This is a genomic window from Melissospora conviva (assembly GCF_049523535.1).
Classification (GTDB): Bacteria; Actinomycetota; Actinomycetes; order Mycobacteriales; family Micromonosporaceae; genus Melissospora; species Melissospora conviva.
Window position 1 is genome coordinate 218490 of sequence record NZ_JBLLDT010000005.1, and the last position, 15945, is coordinate 234434.

Consider the following 15945-nt stretch of genomic DNA (forward strand, 5'->3'; position numbering starts at 1 on the left):
ATCCTGTGGCGGCCCCGAGCGGGCACGGGCCGTGGACCCGGCTGGCGCGCGGTGACCTCGGGCGGGCACGATGGAAGCGCTATGACGCTCACTGCTGCGCTGCCGGACAGCGCCGAACCCGATGCCCTCTACGACGCGTTCACCGGCTGGGCCAAGAACCGCGATCTCACCCTCTATCCGCATCAGGAAGAGGCGGTCATCGAGATCGTCTCCGGCGCCAACGTGATCATGAACACGCCGACCGGCTCGGGCAAGAGCCTGGTGGCGACCGCGGCCCACTTCGCCGCCCTGGCCGACAATCGCACCAGTTTCTACACCGCGCCGATCAAGGCACTGGTGTCGGAGAAGTTCTTCGCGCTCTGCGAGATCTTCGGGGCGAACAACGTCGGCATGCTCACCGGCGACGCCAGCGTCAACGAGGACGCGCCGATCATCTGCTGCACCGCCGAGGTGCTGGCGAACATCGCGCTGCGCGAGGGCGCCCGGGCCGACGTCGGCCAGGTGGTCATGGACGAGTTCCACTTCTATGCCGAGCCGGACCGGGGCTGGGCGTGGCAGGTGCCGCTCATCGAGCTGCCGCAGGCGCAGTTCATCCTGATGTCGGCGACGATGGGAGACGTCACCCGCTTCGTCGACGACCTCTCCCGGCGTACCGGGCGCAGCACGGCGGTGGTCCAGTCGGCCGAGCGGCCGGTGCCGCTGATCTTCTCCTACGTGACCACTCCCCTGCACGAGACGCTGGAGGAGCTGCTCACCACCAGGCAGGCCCCGGTCTACGTCGTGCACTTCACCCAGGCCGCCGCCCTGGAACGCGCCCAGGCGCTGATGAGCGTCAACGTCTGCACCCGGGCCGAGAAGGACGCCATCGCCGAGCTGATCGGCGGTTTCCGCTTCACCTCCGGCTTCGGCAAGACGCTGTCGCGGCTGGTCCGGCACGGCATCGGCGTACACCACGCCGGGATGCTGCCGAAGTACCGGCGGCTGGTGGAGACCCTCGCCCAGGCCGGCCTGCTCAAGGTCATCTGTGGCACCGACACCCTCGGCGTCGGCATCAACGTGCCGATCCGCACCGTGCTCTTCACTGCCCTGTCCAAGTACGACGGGGTCAAGACCCGGCTGCTCAAGGCCCGCGAGTTCCACCAGATCGCCGGCCGCGCCGGACGGGCCGGCTACGACACCATCGGCCGGGTCGTGGTGCAGGCCCCGGATCACGTCATCGAGAACGAGAAGGCTCTCGCCAAGGCCGGCGACGACCCGAAGAAGCGGCGCAAGGTGGTCCGCAAGAAGCCCCCGGAGGGTTCGATCGGCTGGGGCCAGCCCACCTTCGAACGCCTGGTGGAAGCCGAACCGGAGCCGCTGACCTCCAGCTTCGGCGTCAGCCACTCGATGCTGCTCAACGTCATCGGCCGCCCCGGCGACGCCTTCGCCGCGATGCGGCACCTGCTGACCGACAACCACGAGGACCGCCCGGCGCAGCGCAAGCACATCCGGCAGGCGATCGCGATCTACCGGGCGCTGCTCGCCGGCGGCGTGGTGGAGCACCTCGACGAACCCGACGAGGAGGGCCGCCGGGTCCGCCTCACCGTCGACCTGCAGCTCGACTTCGCCCTCAACCAGCCGCTGTCGCCGTTCGCGCTGGCCGCCATCGAACTGCTCGACACCGAGTCACCCTCGTACGCCCTGGACGTCCTCTCGGTGATCGAGTCGATCCTGGACAACCCGCGGCAGATCCTGTCGGCGCAGCAGTTCAAGGCCCGCGGCGAGGCGGTCGCGGCGATGAAGGCCGAGGGGATCGAGTACGAGGCCCGCCTCGAACTGCTCGACGAGGTGACCTACCCCAAGCCGCTGGCCGAACTCCTCGACGGCGCGTACGACATGTACCGCCGCGGCCACCCGTGGGTGCTCGACTACGAACTGTCGCCCAAGTCGGTGGTGCGCGACATGTACGAGCGCGCCATGACCTTCACCGAGTACGTCAGCTTCTACGGGCTGTCCCGGTCGGAAGGACTGGTGCTGCGCTACCTCGCCGACGCGTTCAAGACGCTGCGCCAGACCGTCCCCGAGGATGCCAAGACCGAGGAGCTGATCGACCTCATCGAGTGGCTCGGCGAGCTGGTCCGTCAGGTCGACTCCAGCCTCATCGACGAGTGGGAGCGGCTGCGCAACCCCACCGCCGTGCTGGAGCAGCAGGTCATCGACGAGCGGCCGCCGGCTGTCACCGGCAACGTACGCGCCTTCCGGGTGCTGGTGCGCAACGCGCTCTTCCGCCGGGTGGAGCTGGCGGCCCTGCGCCGCTGGGAGACCCTCGGCGAGCTCGACGGCGCGGACGGCTGGACCGCCGACGCCTGGTGGGAGGCGCTCGAGCCCTACTTCACCGAGTACGGCGAGATCGGCATCGGCCCGGACGCGCGCGGTCCGGCGCTGCTGGCGATCGAGCAGGGGCGCCAGACGTGGACCGTACGGCAGACCCTCGACGACCCGGACGGCAACCACGACTGGGCGATCACCGCCGAGGTCGACCTCGCCGCCAGCGACGAGACCGGCGCGGCGGTCGTGCGGATCACGGACGTGGGTCCGATCTGACCGACCTCGCCCGGCTCTGACCAGGCCGTCCGAGACCGCCGGCCGGCGCTGCCGGCGGTCTCCGGTCAGGTCGGAGCGGCGACTGTCCGGTCTGCGGCTGGATTGCCACCGGACGGGGCGGAGAGCAGGGGCGATTTCGATGGCCTAAGTGGCTTCCGTCGATTAGAATGGGTGTACTAAAACAACCCCTGACCTGGTCGTTTGGATCTCTTCGCGCGCCGCGGGACGCCCCGCTGCGCGGCCGGGTCGACAGCTTTGGGAGGACGCCCGTGTCAGCGCCCACCACCCCTGGCCCCACCACCCCTGGACCAATCGCCGCCCCCACGCCGTACGCGACTCTGCTCGCTTTCACCCGATACGTCGACCGGACCGGACCGGCCAAGGCCGGCTTCGTCGGTGGCCTGCGCAAGCAGCGCGCCAGCCGCTCCGGGTTCAACCCGCACGGACAGTTCGTCAAGGCCCTCAAGACCGACATCGCCTTCCACACCGGCGGCACCCACCTGACGCGGATCGCCAACGAGGTCAAGCCCCGCTGGCAGCCGCTCTACACCACACTCGTGCCGGGCGCCCTGGCGTACCTGGAGTCGCTGGGTGACCCGCGTGGTGTCGACCTGGTCCGCACCCGCGACGCCCTGGCCATGCTCGGCGACCTTCCCGTCAAGATCAATCCGCACTTCGGGGTGCGCTACGCCGACGGGCACGCCGAAGCGGTCCGGCTCTACTTCGACGAAGCGCCGCCGAGCGACGAGACGGTGCTGGCCACGCTGCACCTGATGCGGCAGCACATGGACCACGTCCTCCCGCACGCCGAGCCGGTGCTGGTCGACATCCGGCGCGGAGCGACCCACCACTTCCCTGATTCCGTCCGCCCCGAACAGGTGGCGCAGTGGCTCGCCGGCGAGGCAGCCGCCTTCCGCGCCATCTGGTCCACCGCCGCCTGACCCTTCCGCGCGCCGGCCGGGCCCAGGTGGTCCGGCCGGCGACTCTGTCAGCCCGGTGGTCGGCGCAGCAGGGGCGCCCGCTCAGCGTCCCCTCAGTCGGCCGGCGACTCCGTCGGCCCGGTGGCCGGCGCAGCCGGGGCAGCCGGGGCAGCCGGGGCAGCCGCGGCCGCGGCTGGTCCGCCCCATGCGGCCAGGGTCGCGGCCGGTTCGGCCGGAGGCGCCGGGGCGGCCGGAGGCTCGGGAAGCAGGTCGGTGATCGGCACGATCCGGGGGTCGTCGATCGAACCGAGGATGACCCGGATCTGCGGGAACTGGTCCAGCAGCACCTGCCGGCAGCGCCCGCAGGGCGGCACGATCGCCCGGCCCCGGTCGCCGACCGCGACGATCGTCTCCAGCGACGTGATCCCCTGGGTGGCGGCGGTGGCGAGCGCCACGATCTCGGCGCAGGGACCGCCGGTGAAGTGCCGCAGATTCACCCCGCTGATCACCCGGCCCTCGGGCGTCCGGGCCGCGGCGGCAACGGTGTGCCGTTCACTGCGGCAGCGCAGCCGCGCCACCGCGCCCGCCGCCTGCACCAGTGCCCGGTCGGTCTCCTGCACGGTCATCTCTGCACCCTCGTCCGATCGCCCGTCCCGCTGCCCGTCGCCGCCGGAGGGAAGCCCCGGCCAAGATTACGTTCGCGCGCGTGCCGCGGCCCGGCCACCCGGGCGGCAGGAGCGCCCCGGCGGTGAACAGTGGTGGCGGAGATGGCGGCCGACGATGTGACCCGGCCGGGCCGGGCCGGAACTGAGAGGCGACCGGTGAGGCGCTCTGCCTATCCTTGGCGGCGACATGCAGAATTCAGTGACTCCCGCCGCGTCCCCCGCCCTCCGCGAGCTGCGCGAGCGGCTCGACGAGGTGAGCTATCCGGACCAGCGGCGGCTGCGTCGCCGCCTCGACGGCGTACGGCGGGTACGCGACGCCGAAGCGCAGCAGACGGCGCTCGCCGAGATCGCCGCCGAGGTGGCCGCCGCCGAGGCGCGCCTCGCCACCCGGCGCGCCGCCGTCCCGGCGATCACCTATCCGGCGGGGCTACCGGTCAGTGAGCGCGCCGACGACATCGCCGCCGCGATCCGCGAGCACCAGGTCGTGATCGTGGCCGGCGAGACCGGCTCCGGCAAGACCACCCAGCTGCCGAAGATCTGCCTGTCGCTGGGCCGGGGAGTGCGCGGCCAGATCGGGCACACCCAGCCCCGGCGGCTGGCGGCCCGCACTGTCGCCGACCGGATCGCCGCCGAACTCGGCACCGAACTCGGTGACGTGGTCGGCTACAAGGTCCGCTTCACCGACCAGGTCAGCGACCGGACGCTGGTGAAGCTGATGACCGACGGCATCCTCCTGGCCGAACTGCAGCGCGACCGGATGCTGCGCCGCTACGACACGCTGATCATCGACGAGGCGCACGAACGCAGCCTCAACATCGACTTCATCCTCGGGTACCTGAAGCAGCTTCTCCCCCAGCGCCCCGACCTCAAGGTGATCATCACTTCGGCGACGATCGACCCGGAGCGCTTCGCCCGGCACTTCGGCACCGAGAACCCCGACGGCACGGTCACGCCCGCCCCGATCGTGGAGGTCTCCGGGCGGACGTACCCGGTGGAGGTCCGCTACCGGCCGCTGCTGCTGCCCGGCGACGAGACCGCGGAGGGCGACGAGGGCGAGGTAAGCGGGGAGAACGTCCGCGACCAGATCGAGGCGATCGGTGACGCGGTGCTGGAACTGGCCGCCGAAGGACCCGGGGACGTGCTGGTATTCCTCAGCGGCGAACGCGAGATCCGCGACACCGCCGACGCGCTCGGCAAGCTGGTGGAGCGCCATCCGCTGCTGCGCGGCACCGACATCCTGCCGCTCTACGCCCGGCTCTCCACCGCCGAGCAGCACCGGGTATTCCAGTCCCACTCCGGCCGCCGGGTGGTGCTGGCGACCAACGTCGCCGAGACCTCGCTGACGGTGCCCGGCATCAAGTACGTCGTCGACCCCGGCACGGCCCGCATCTCCCGTTACAGCCAGCGCCTCAAGGTGCAGCGGCTGCCGATCGAACCGGTCTCCCAGGCGTCGGCGAACCAGCGCAAGGGACGCTGTGGCCGTACCTCGGACGGCATCTGCATCCGGCTCTACGACGAAGACGACTTCGCCTCGCGGCCCGAGTTCACCGACCCGGAGATCCTGCGGACCAACCTCGCCTCGGTGATCCTGCAGATGACGGCGATCGGCCTCGGCGACATCGACGCCTTCCCGTTCCTGGATCCGCCGGACAAGCGCAACGTCACCGACGGCGTGAACCTGCTGCACGAGCTCGGCGCGCTGGAGACGGCGGCAACCGAGAAGGAGCGGCGGCTGACGGCGCTGGGTCGCCACCTGTCGCAGCTGCCGGTGGACCCGCGGCTGGCCCGGATGGTGATCGAGGGGCACCGCAACGGCTGCGCCACCGAGGTGATGGTGATCGCCGCGGCTCTCTCCCTGCAGGACCCGCGGGAGCGGCCTGCCGACAAGCAGGCCCAGGCCGATCAGGCGCACGCCCGTTTCGCCGACAAGGAGTCCGACCTCGCGGCGCTGCTGAACCTCTGGCGCTATCTGCAGGAACAGCAGCGGGAACTCTCCTCCAGCGCGTTCCGCCGCATGTGCAAGGCGGAGTACCTCAACTACCTGCGGGTCCGCGAGTGGCAGGACATCTTCAGCCAGCTGCGCCAGGTGCTGCGCACCATCGAGGAGGAGCCGTCCCGGGGCCGCGGCGGCCAGCCTGGCAAGGACACCCCGGAAAAGTCCGACCCGGGCAATGGCGCCCAGGGCAAGGGTGGGCAACGCGACGGACAGCAGCGTGATGGGCAGCGTCCCACCCGGCGGGAACGCGGCGCCGACCTGCCCGAGGAGCTGGACATGCCGCGGGTGCACCAGAGCGTGCTCGCCGGCCTGCTCTCCCACGTCGGCCTCAAGGACGCCCAGAAGAACGAGTACCTCGGCGCCCGGGGCGCCAAGTTCGCGCTCTTCCCCGGCTCGGCGCTGTTCCGCAAGCCCCCGCGCTGGGTGATGTCCGCCGAGCTGGTGGAGACCTCCCGGCTCTGGGCGCGGATGAACGCCCGGGTGGAGCCGGAGTGGGTGGAGGCGCTCGCCGGGCACCTGGTCAAGCGCAGCTACAGCGAGCCGCACTGGGAGAAGAAGCCGGCCGCGGTGATGGCGTACGAGAAGGTGACCCTCTACGGGATCCCGCTGGCCACCGCCCGCAAGGTCAACTTCTCGCGGATCGACCCGGCGCTGAGCCGGGAGCTGTTCATCCGGCACGCCCTGGTGGAGGGCGACTGGCAGACCCACCATCAGTTCTTCGCCGCCAACCGGGAGCTGCTCGAGGAGGTCGAGGAGCTGGAGCACCGGGCCCGCCGGCGCGACATCCTCGTCGACGACGAGACGCTCTACGACTTCTACGACCAGCGGATCCCCGCCGATGTGGTCTCCGGCCGGCACTTCGACAGCTGGTGGAAGAAGACCCGCCGCGAGCAGCCGGAGCTGCTGACCTTCACCAGGGACCTGCTCATCAACGCCGAACGCGGCGGGGTCGACGAGGCCGACTACCCCGACGAGTGGCGCCACGACGGGCTGGCGCTGCCGCTGACGTACAAGTTCGAGCCGGGGACCACCACCGACGGCGTGACCATCGACATTCCGCTGCCGATGCTCAACCAGGTGCCCACGGGCAGCTTCGACTGGCACGTCCCGGGGCTGCGCGAGGAGCTGGTGATCGCGCTGATCCGGTCGCTGCCGAAGGCGATCCGGCGCAACTTCGTACCGGTGCCGGACTTCGCGCGGGCGGCGCTCGCGGCGATCACCCCCGGCGAGGAGCCGCTGCTGGACGCGCTGGCCCGGGTGCTGCGCCGGATGACCGGCGTGACCGTGCCGCCCGACGCCTGGGACCTGGAGCGGCTGCCGGCGCACCTGCGGCCGACGTACCGCGTCATCGGCGATGACGACAAACCGGTCGCCGAGGGCAAGGACCTGCCGGCTCTGCAGCGCCGCCTCACCAAGGAGGTGCGCAAGGTGGTGGCCGCCGCCGCCCCCGAGGTGGCCCGGACCGGGCTGCGCGAGTGGAGCATCGGCACCCTGCCGCGCAGCATCGAGCAGAACCGGGCCGGGTACGTGGTGACCGCCTACCCGGCGCTGGTCGACGAGGGCGAGACCGTGGGCGTACGGGTCTTCGACTCGGCGGCCGAACAGGCGGCGGCGATGTGGGCCGGCACCCGGCGGCTGCTGCGGCTGACCGTGGCGAACCCGGCGAAGTTCCTGCAGGGGCGGTTGTCCAACGCGGAGAAGCTGGCGCTGAGCCGCAATCCGCACCGCAGCGTGCTCGACCTGCTCGACGACGCGGCCGGGGCGGCGATCGACAAGCTGATGGCCGACGCGGGCGGCCCGGCGTGGGACGCCGCGGGCTTCGCCGCGCTGCGTGAGCGGGTCCGCGCCGACCTGGTCGACACGGTCGTGGAGGTGGTGGCCCGCACCCGCCGGGTGCTGGAGGCCGCGCACGCGGTCGAGGCGCGCCTCAACCGGACCGGCGCGCTGAACCTGGTGGCGGCGCTGAGCGACATCCGCACGCAGTTCGCCGGGCTGGTGCACCGCGGCTTCGTCACCGAGGCGGGGTACGCGCGCCTGCCGGACCTGGTCCGGTACCTGACCGCGATCGAGCGGCGGCTGGACCGGCTGCCGGCGGATCCGAACCGGGACCGGCAGCAGCAGGACCGCATCACCGCGGTGCAGCAGGAGTACGACGCGATGCTCGCCGCCCTGCCGGTGGCCCGGCGTGGTTCACCCGAGGCCCGGCAGATCCGCTGGATGATCGAGGAGTTGCGGGTGAACGTCTGGGCGCAGGCGCTGGGGACGCCGTACCCGATCTCGGAGCAGCGGATCTACCGGGCGATGGACGTGGCCGAGGGGCGCTGACCGTCCTGCGGCGCTCCCAGCGGTTCGACTCCCGGGGGCAGGCTGTCGGTGGCGGCGGCCGCGTGGACGAAGTCCAGCATGATCCGGCGCAGCTCCCGCCCGGCGTGGGTCGGTTCGGCGTCGCGGCGGCGGGCCAGGGCGATGGTGCGCCGTACCCCCGGCGGGGCGAGCGGGGTGATCCGGATGCCGGGGCGACGGGTGGCGACGATGCCGGGCACCAGCGCGATGCCGAGGCCGGCGGCGACGAAGCTGAGCACGGCGTCGAGTTCGCCGCCCTCGACGGCGAGGGTCGGTTCGAAGCCGGCCTGCCGGCAGGCCTGCAGGGTGGCGTCGCGCAGGTCGTAGCCGGAGCGGAACATCACCAGCGGCTGGTCGCGCAGCCCGGTGATCGGCAGTTCGCCACGGGCGTCGGTGGCGGGTAGCGGCTCCACCGAGGCCACCACGAGGCTCTCCCGCAGGATCGGCTCGACGAAGAGGCCGGGGTCGGCCCCCTGCTCGGGGAGGATGATCATGGCCAGGTCGAGTTCGCCGCGGAGCAGTTCGCGGACCAGGTCCTGGGAGCCGCTCTCCTCCACCCGCAGTTCGACGTTGGGGTGCACGTCGTGGAAGCGGCGCAGCACCGGCGGGGCGAGTGAGGTGACCAGGCTGGGGGTGGCGCCGAACCGTACCCGGCCGCGGCGCAGTCCGGCGAGCTCCTGGACGGCGCGTTCGGCGGTCTCGACGTCGGCGAGGATGCGCTTGGCCAGCGGCAGCAGCACCTCGCCGGCGGGGGTGAGAGTGAGGTCACCGCGGATCCGGTCGAACAAGGGGGTGCCGAGTCCGGTTTCGAGGTTGTGAATTTGCTTACTGAGAGATGGCTGAGTGATCCCTACACGCTCGGCGGCTTGTGTGAAATGTCGTAGTTCGGCAACCGCCACGAAGTATTTGAGCTGATGCAACTGCATCTGGATAGCCTACGGCTATGGCAACTGCGAGTTCCATGCATTAGACGACTGATCAATCAGCTTCTAGGGTCGTCCGCGTGGTAGTCACGACACGGTCGCCCATCCGTTCCAGCGTCGGGCTCAAAGCCCTCATGGCGGTGACGGGCATCCTTCTGGTGCTCTTCCTCACCGTCCACATGATCGGAAACTTGAAGATCTTCACGGGCGAGATCTCTTTCGATCACTATGCACACTGGCTGCGCACCATCGGCGTGCCCCTGATGCCGGAGACCTGGTTTCTCTGGATCCAGCGGGCGGTGCTGACCTTCGCGGCCATCGGGCACATCGCCTCCGCCGCCATCCTGGCGCGGCGCGCCCGTGCGGCGCGGCCGGTGAAGTACGCCCACCGCAAGCCGGTGCAGGGCAGCTACGCGGCCCGGACGATGCGCTGGGGTGGTGTGATCGTCCTGCTCTTCGTGGTCTACCACATCCTGGACTTCACCACCGGCACGCTGAACCCCGTCGGCGACCCGGACCGGCCGTACGCCCAGGTCGTGGCGGGCTTCGCCCTCGACCGCTGGTACGTCACCCTCTTCTACGTCCTCGCCCTGGTGGCGCTCGGTTTCCACCTGTGGCACGGCATCTTCAGTGCGATGCGCACCCTCGGCCAGCAGACCCCGGCCGGTGAGCGCCGGGCCCGCATCGTCGCGATGGTCGTCAGCGTCGCCCTCATCGGTGGCTTCCTGACGGTTCCGTTCGCCGTCATGACCGGATTGGTGAGTTGAGCATGGAGTTCTACACCGAAGGCGACCCGATCGCCGACACCAAGGCGCCGGACGGCCCGATCGAAACCCGCTGGGACCGCCGCCGCTTCTCGGCAAAGCTGGTCAACCCGGCCAACCGCCGCAAGATGACCGTGATCGTGGTCGGCACCGGCCTCGCCGGTGGCGCCGCCGCCGCGACCCTCGGCGAGCAGGGCTACCACGTCAAGTCGTACTGCTTCCAGGACAGCCCGCGCCGCGCGCACTCGATCGCCGCGCAGGGCGGCATCAACGCCGCCAAGAACTACCGCAACGACGGCGACTCGGTCTACCGGCTCTTCTACGACACGGTCAAGGGCGGCGACTTCCGCGCCCGCGAGTCGAACGTGCACCGCCTCGCCCAGATCTCGGTCAACATCATCGACCAGTGCGTGGCCCAGGGTGTCCCCTTCGCCCGCGAGTACGGCGGTCTGCTCGACACCCGTTCCTTCGGCGGCACCCAGGTGCAGCGCACCTTCTACGCCCGGGGCCAGACGGGCCAGCAGCTGCTGCTCGGCGCGTACCAGGCGCTGGAGCGCCAGATCGCGGCCGGCACGGTGGAGATGCACTCCCGCCACGAGATGCTCGAACTGATCGTGGTCGACGGCCGGGCCCGCGGCATCGTGGTGCGCGACCTGATCACCGGTGAGATCACCACCGACTTCGCCGACGCGGTCGTGCTCGCCTCCGGCGGCTACGGCAACGTCTTCTTCCTCTCCACCAACGCGATGGGCTCCAACGTCACCGCGACGTGGAAGGCCCACCGCAAGGGCGCGCTCTTCGCCAACCCCTGCTACACGCAGATCCACCCGACCTGCATCCCGGTCTCCGGCGACCACCAGTCGAAGCTGACCCTGATGAGCGAGTCGCTGCGCAACGACGGCCGGGTCTGGGTGCCCAAGACCGGCGGCGACACCCGCGCCCCGCAGGACATCCCCGAGGACGAGCGCGACTACTACCTGGAGCGCATCTACCCGGCGTTCGGCAACCTTGTCCCCCGCGACATCGCCTCCCGCGCCGCCAAGTACGTCTGCGACGAGGGCCGCGGTGTGGGCCCCGGTGGTCTCGGTGTCTACCTGGACTTCGCCGACGCGATCGCGCGGCTGGGCCGGGCCAGCGTCGAGGCCAAGTACGGCAACCTCTTCGAGATGTACGAGCGGATCACCGGCGAGGACCCGTACCAGGTCCCGATGCGCATCTACCCCGCCGTGCACTACACGATGGGCGGCCTCTGGGTCGACTACGACCTGCAGTCGACGATCCCGGGTCTCTTCGTGGCCGGCGAGGCGAACTTCTCCGACCACGGCGCGAACCGCCTCGGCGCCTCGGCGCTGATGCAGGGCCTGGCCGACGGCTACTTCGTGCTCCCCAACACGATCAACGACTACCTCGCCACGAACTCTCTCGACAAGATCGACGAGAGCCACCCCGAGGCGGTCGCGGCGCTCACCCAGGCTCAGGAGCGGATCGACAAGCTGCTCTCGGTCAACGGTGACCGCACGGTCGACTCGTTCCACCGCGAGCTCGGCAAGATCATGTGGGAATACTGCGGCATGGAGCGCACCGACGAGGGCCTGCGCAAGGCAATCGCCGAGATCCGGGCGCTGCGCGAGCAGTTCTGGCAGCGGGTCAAGGTGCCGGGCACCGCCGACGGGCTGAACCAGTCCCTGGAGCGGGCCGGCCGGGTGGCCGACTTCCTGGAGCTGGGCGAGCTGATGTGCATCGACGCGCTGCACCGCGAGGAGTCCTGCGGCGGCCACTTCCGGGCCGAGAGCCAGAGCCCCGACGGTGAGGCCGAGCGCGACGACGAGCGGTTCAGCTACGTCGCCGCCTGGGAGTACGGCGGTGACTCCGCGCCGGTGCTCCACAAGGAAGACCTGAACTTCGAGTACGTTCACCCGACGCAGCGGAGCTACAAGTGAACCTGACCCTGCGCATCTGGCGCCAGACCGGCCCGAACGACAAGGGCCGGATGGTGTCCTACAAGGTCGAGAACATCTCGCCGGACGCGTCGTTCCTGGAGATGCTCGACGTCCTCAACGAGCAGCTCACCACCGCGGGCGAGGAGCCGGTCGCCTTCGACCACGACTGCCGCGAGGGCATCTGCGGCATGTGCAGCCTGGTGATCAACGGCAACGCCCACGGGCCGGAGCGGGCGACCACCACCTGCCAGCTGCACATGCGGCACTTCTCCGACGGCGAGACGATCGACATCGAGCCGTGGCGGGCCAGCGCCTTCCCCGTGGTCAAGGACCTGGTCGTCGACCGCGAGGCCTTCGACAAGATCATCGCTGCGGGTGGCTACATCAGCGCCAACACCGGTAGCGCCCCGGAGGCGCACTCGGTGCCGGTGCCCAAGGCCGACGCGGACGCCGCCTTCGAGGCCGCCGCCTGCATCGGCTGCGGCGCCTGCGTGGCGGCCTGCCCGAACGGCTCGGCGATGCTCTTCACCGCCGCCAAGGTGACCCAGCTGAGCCTGCTGCCGCAGGGCCAGCCGGAGCGCTACAGCCGCGTGGTCAACATGCTCGACGCCCACGACGAGGCGGGCTTCGGTGGCTGCACCAACACCGGTGAGTGCACCGCGGTCTGCCCCAAGGGCATCCCGCTGACCACCATCGGCCGGCTCAACCGGGACTACCTGACCGCCACCACGCGGAAGAGCTCGGGCGTTCCGGGCAGCACCAAGTAGGGCACGAAAACGGTTCAAGTCCCCCTTCGCCGGGTAGCAGTCCCACGGGCTGCCATCCGGTGGAGGGGGACTTTTCCGTACGCACGATCATCCGGGGTCTGCCGGGCAGCCGAGCGGTCGCCTTGCGCCCCGATTTTATGATCGTTGGCTGAAATCCGGTGTGGGGAAGGTTCGTAGGCACCGGTTCTCGACTAATGATCAAGGGCTGTGGGTGATCAAGGCTGTGGGGCTCCCCCGCGGCTTCCGTCCGCGGGCGGTCGCTCCCCGCGGCCGTCGTCCGGGGGCGGTCCCGGTGAGCGACACCCGAGCGGAAGTGACCGATGGCGACACCGACGAACGCACACCCCTCCCGGCGCACGCTGCGGCGGGTCGCGCTGGCCGCCGGCCTGGCGGGCCTGGCCGGGCTCGCCTGGGCCGCCCGCGACGTGCCGGCCGCCCTCGGCGCCCGGCTCACCGGCGCCGACGCCGAACGCCTGCGGCGCTCACCCCAGTACCGTGACGGCGCTTTCCGCAACCGGCAGAACACCCGCATGATCGAGGTCGAGGAGGACCGCAAGGTCCTCTGGGAGTTCATCTTCGGGATGCAGCGCCGCCGCCCCCGGCTCCCGGTGCCGCTGCTGCGTCCCGGGCAGCCCCCGCCGGTGACCGACCGGGAACTCAACGCCGTCTGGTACGGCCACGCCTCCACCCTGCTGGAGATCGAAGGCCGGCGGGTGCTGCTCGACCCGGTCTGGAGCCGGCGCTGCTCCCCCTCGCACCTGGTCGGGCCCCGGCGCCTGCACCCGGTGCCGGTGGGCATCGACGACCTGCCACTGCTGGACGCGATCCTCATCTCGCACGACCACTACGACCACCTGGACCTGGCCACCGTCCGGGAGCTGACCGCCACCGGGCGCGCACCGTTCCTGGTGCCGCTCGGCGTCGGCGCGCACCTGCGCCGCTGGGGCGTACCCGACGAACGGATCGTCGAGCTCGACTGGTCCCAGCAGCACCAGGTGGCGGGGCTGACGATCACGGCCACCGCCGCCCAGCACTTCTCCGGCCGTGGCCTGCGCCGCGACGACACGCTCTGGGCATCCTGGGTCGTCGCCGGCCTCCACCGGCGGGTCTTCTACACCGGCGACTCCGGCTACTTCGACGGCTACGCCGAAATCGGCGCCGCGCACGGCCCGTTCGACCTGACGCTGATGCAGATCGGGGCGTACAGCCCGGCCTGGTCGGGAATCCACATGTTCCCCGAACAGGCGGTCACCGCCCACCGCGAGCTGCGCGGCGGGCTGCTCGTCCCGGTGCACTGGGCCACGTTCAACCTCTCCACCCACGCCTGGGCCGAACCCGTCGAGCGGCTCTGCGCGGCCGCACGGGAGCAGGACGTACGGGTGGCGGTGCCGATGCCCGGCGAACGGGTGGTGGTCGACGCGCCGCAGCGGCCGGAGCCCTGGTGGCGGGCGGTCACCTGACCCGGCCGCTCAGAGCACGAAGGCGTCGGTCCAGAGCGCGCCCGAGCGGCCCGAGAGCGCGTCGAGCATGGCGACGGTCTGCGCGTCGGTGAGCCCGGCGACGTAGTCGATGATCGCCCGGCCACGCGCCTGGTTCGCCCGGTCCTGGGTACGCGGATGCAGCTCCGCCTCGCAGAGCTCGATCAGGTCGGCCAGCCGGCGGGGCAGCCGGGCCGCCTCCCGCGAGTCCAGCGTCCAGGCCAGCAACGCCTCGACCAGGGTCGCCAGCAGCCGGGCCTGGCCGCGCTGGTGCAGCGCCAGGTCGGGACGTTCCAGCACGAACCGGTGATGGACGAACTTGAGCACCTGCACCTCGTGCCACTGCACGGGGGCGAGCAGCACGTGCCCGGAGCGCACCGGCGGGTCCGCGACGACGGAGATGGCGTCGACCAGCCGCGACGTCCACCGGTCGGAGAAGCGCGCCACGAACTGCTCTGCCTCGACCGAGCCGTCGAAGGGGGTCGCCAGCAGCCCGTCGACCAGCTCGGCCCGGACGTGCTCGACGGCGGCGGCGAACGCCTCGTCGTCGTAGATCCAGCCGTCCTTGCGGCGCAGCTGGCGGCGCAGCCGCTCCAGGGCGGCCCCGGGACGGCGCGTCTCACCGGCCAGCGCCGCGTCGGTGACCGTACCCAGCTGACCGCCCTCGCGCTGCCAGGCGGTCACCTCGGCGGCGACCGCCCCCTGCTGGAGCACCCCGACGCGGTAGACGTCCTCCACGTCGTGGATGGCGTACGCGATGTCGTCGGCGGTGTCCATGATCGAGGCCTCAACGGTCTGCTGCCACGCCGGGATCAGCCCGGCGAAGGGGGCGCGGGCCTGCCGCAGGTCCCCGAGTTCGGTGCGGTACGCCCCGAACTTCACCGAGCCGCTGGCCGGGTTGCCGACGGCGGCGCCGGCGCCGCGGGGCGGCCGGTCGAAGTGCCGCGGGTGCGGGTCCGGATAGTCGAAGCGGGTCCACGGGTACTTCAGCATCGCCGCCCGGACCGCCGCGGTCAGGTTCAGCCCGATCGTCGCGCTGCCGCGGATCTCGGTGCTGGTGACGATCCGGTACGACTGGGCGTTGCCCTCGAAGCCGTCGGGCAGACCGAGACGCTGACGGGCGAGGCGGTCCAGCACCTCCTCCCCCAGATGCCCGAAGGGCGGGTGGCCGAGGTCGTGGGCGAGGGCCGCGGCCTCCACCACGTCCGGGTCGCAGCCGCCGAGGGCGTCCAGGAGCGCTGCCTGCCCGGCGTCGGCACGCAGCCGCTCGGCGACCGCCCGGCCGATCTGGGCAACCTTGAGGCTGTGGGTGAGACGGTTGTGCACCAGCAGTCCGGTGCCGCCGGGGCTGACCACCTGGGTCACCCCGTTGAGACGGGTGAAGAAGGGTGAGCCGACGATCCGGTCCCGGTCGGCCCGGTAAGGGCTGGCGGCGAGGTCCCCCACCGCACGGCCGCCGCCGCCGAAGAGTCGGCGGGAGCGCAGGTCAGCGGGCTGTTCCATGATCAGACGCTAGCCTAACCCGCTTCGGTCCGGCCCGCCGCTCGTGCCGAAGGGTGCACGTCG

The 15945-nt window shown here is 71.2% G+C and carries 10 protein-coding genes; 7 read left to right on the forward strand and 3 right to left on the reverse strand.

Annotated features, from left to right (window positions below):
* Nucleotides 1–81: 81 nt before the first annotated feature.
* Nucleotides 82–2583, forward strand: a complete 2502-nt coding sequence (locus ACK8GG_RS14365) for a DEAD/DEAH box helicase (protein WP_440356529.1) — start codon at nt 82–84, stop codon at nt 2581–2583.
* Nucleotides 2584–2852: 269 nt separating this feature from the next.
* On the forward strand, nt 2853–3524 hold the full coding sequence (locus ACK8GG_RS14370; protein ID WP_440353740.1) for a hypothetical protein: 672 nt from the start codon (nt 2853–2855) through the stop codon (nt 3522–3524).
* 92 nt (nt 3525–3616) lie between these two features.
* Here ACK8GG_RS14370 and ACK8GG_RS14375 read toward each other — a convergent pair whose 3' ends face one another.
* Nucleotides 3617–4129, reverse strand: a complete 513-nt coding sequence (locus ACK8GG_RS14375) for a cytidine/deoxycytidylate deaminase family protein (protein ID WP_440356530.1) — start codon at nt 4127–4129, stop codon at nt 3617–3619.
* A 226-nt stretch (nt 4130–4355) separates the two neighbouring features.
* Between ACK8GG_RS14375 and hrpA the strand changes: the two genes are divergently transcribed.
* On the forward strand, nt 4356–8489 hold the full coding sequence (hrpA, locus tag ACK8GG_RS14380) for an ATP-dependent RNA helicase HrpA (RefSeq protein ID WP_440356531.1): 4134 nt from the start codon (nt 4356–4358) through the stop codon (nt 8487–8489).
* Here hrpA and ACK8GG_RS14385 read toward each other — a convergent pair.
* Complete coding sequence (locus ACK8GG_RS14385) at nt 8456–9439, reverse strand: LysR family transcriptional regulator (RefSeq protein WP_440356601.1); 984 nt, start codon at nt 9437–9439, stop codon at nt 8456–8458. The genes hrpA and ACK8GG_RS14385 overlap by 34 nt on opposite strands.
* Nucleotides 9440–9510: 71 nt before the next feature.
* On the opposite strand from ACK8GG_RS14385, the gene ACK8GG_RS14390 reads away from it, so the two are divergent.
* The 4 genes from ACK8GG_RS14390 to ACK8GG_RS14405 all read left to right on the forward strand — a co-directional run bounded on the left by ACK8GG_RS14390 (nt 9511) and on the right by ACK8GG_RS14405 (nt 14361).
* Nucleotides 9511–10197 (forward strand): succinate dehydrogenase cytochrome b subunit, encoded by a 687-nt coding sequence (locus ACK8GG_RS14390; RefSeq protein WP_440350806.1) that lies wholly within the window; start codon nt 9511–9513, stop codon nt 10195–10197.
* Nucleotides 10198–10199: 2 nt separating this feature from the next.
* Nucleotides 10200–12134 (forward strand): fumarate reductase/succinate dehydrogenase flavoprotein subunit, encoded by a 1935-nt coding sequence (locus tag ACK8GG_RS14395; protein ID WP_440350807.1) that lies wholly within the window; start codon nt 10200–10202, stop codon nt 12132–12134.
* On the forward strand, nt 12131–12901 hold the full coding sequence (locus ACK8GG_RS14400) for a succinate dehydrogenase/fumarate reductase iron-sulfur subunit (RefSeq protein ID WP_440350808.1): 771 nt from the start codon (nt 12131–12133) through the stop codon (nt 12899–12901). The genes ACK8GG_RS14395 and ACK8GG_RS14400 overlap by 4 nt, the downstream gene beginning before the upstream one ends.
* A 320-nt stretch (nt 12902–13221) precedes the next feature.
* The gene (locus ACK8GG_RS14405; protein WP_440353737.1) at nt 13222–14361 is read left to right on the forward strand and encodes an MBL fold metallo-hydrolase; all 1140 of its coding nucleotides are present in this window, start codon (nt 13222–13224) and stop codon (nt 14359–14361) included.
* Between the two features lie 9 nt (nt 14362–14370).
* Here ACK8GG_RS14405 and ACK8GG_RS14410 read toward each other — a convergent pair whose 3' ends face one another.
* A complete protein-coding gene (locus tag ACK8GG_RS14410) occupies nt 14371–15882 on the reverse strand; it encodes a deoxyguanosinetriphosphate triphosphohydrolase family protein (protein WP_440353736.1) in 1512 nt (503 codons plus the stop codon).
* Nucleotides 15883–15945: the final 63 nt, after the last annotated feature.

Excerpts from the sequence above, each read along its gene's own strand:
- ACK8GG_RS14365 (WP_440356529.1), top strand. The coding sequence starts at position 82 with ATGACGCTCACTGCTGCGCTGCCGGACAGCGCCGAACCCGATGCCCTC.
- ACK8GG_RS14375 (WP_440356530.1), bottom strand. The coding sequence starts at position 4,129 with ATGACCGTGCAGGAGACCGACCGGGCACTGGTGCAGGCGGCGGGCGCG.
- hrpA (WP_440356531.1), top strand. The coding sequence starts at position 4,356 with ATGCAGAATTCAGTGACTCCCGCCGCGTCCCCCGCCCTCCGCGAGCTG.
- ACK8GG_RS14395 (WP_440350807.1), top strand. The coding sequence starts at position 10,200 with ATGGAGTTCTACACCGAAGGCGACCCGATCGCCGACACCAAGGCGCCG.
- ACK8GG_RS14405 (WP_440353737.1), top strand. The coding sequence starts at position 13,222 with ATGGCGACACCGACGAACGCACACCCCTCCCGGCGCACGCTGCGGCGG.
- ACK8GG_RS14410 (WP_440353736.1), bottom strand. The coding sequence starts at position 15,882 with ATGGAACAGCCCGCTGACCTGCGCTCCCGCCGACTCTTCGGCGGCGGC.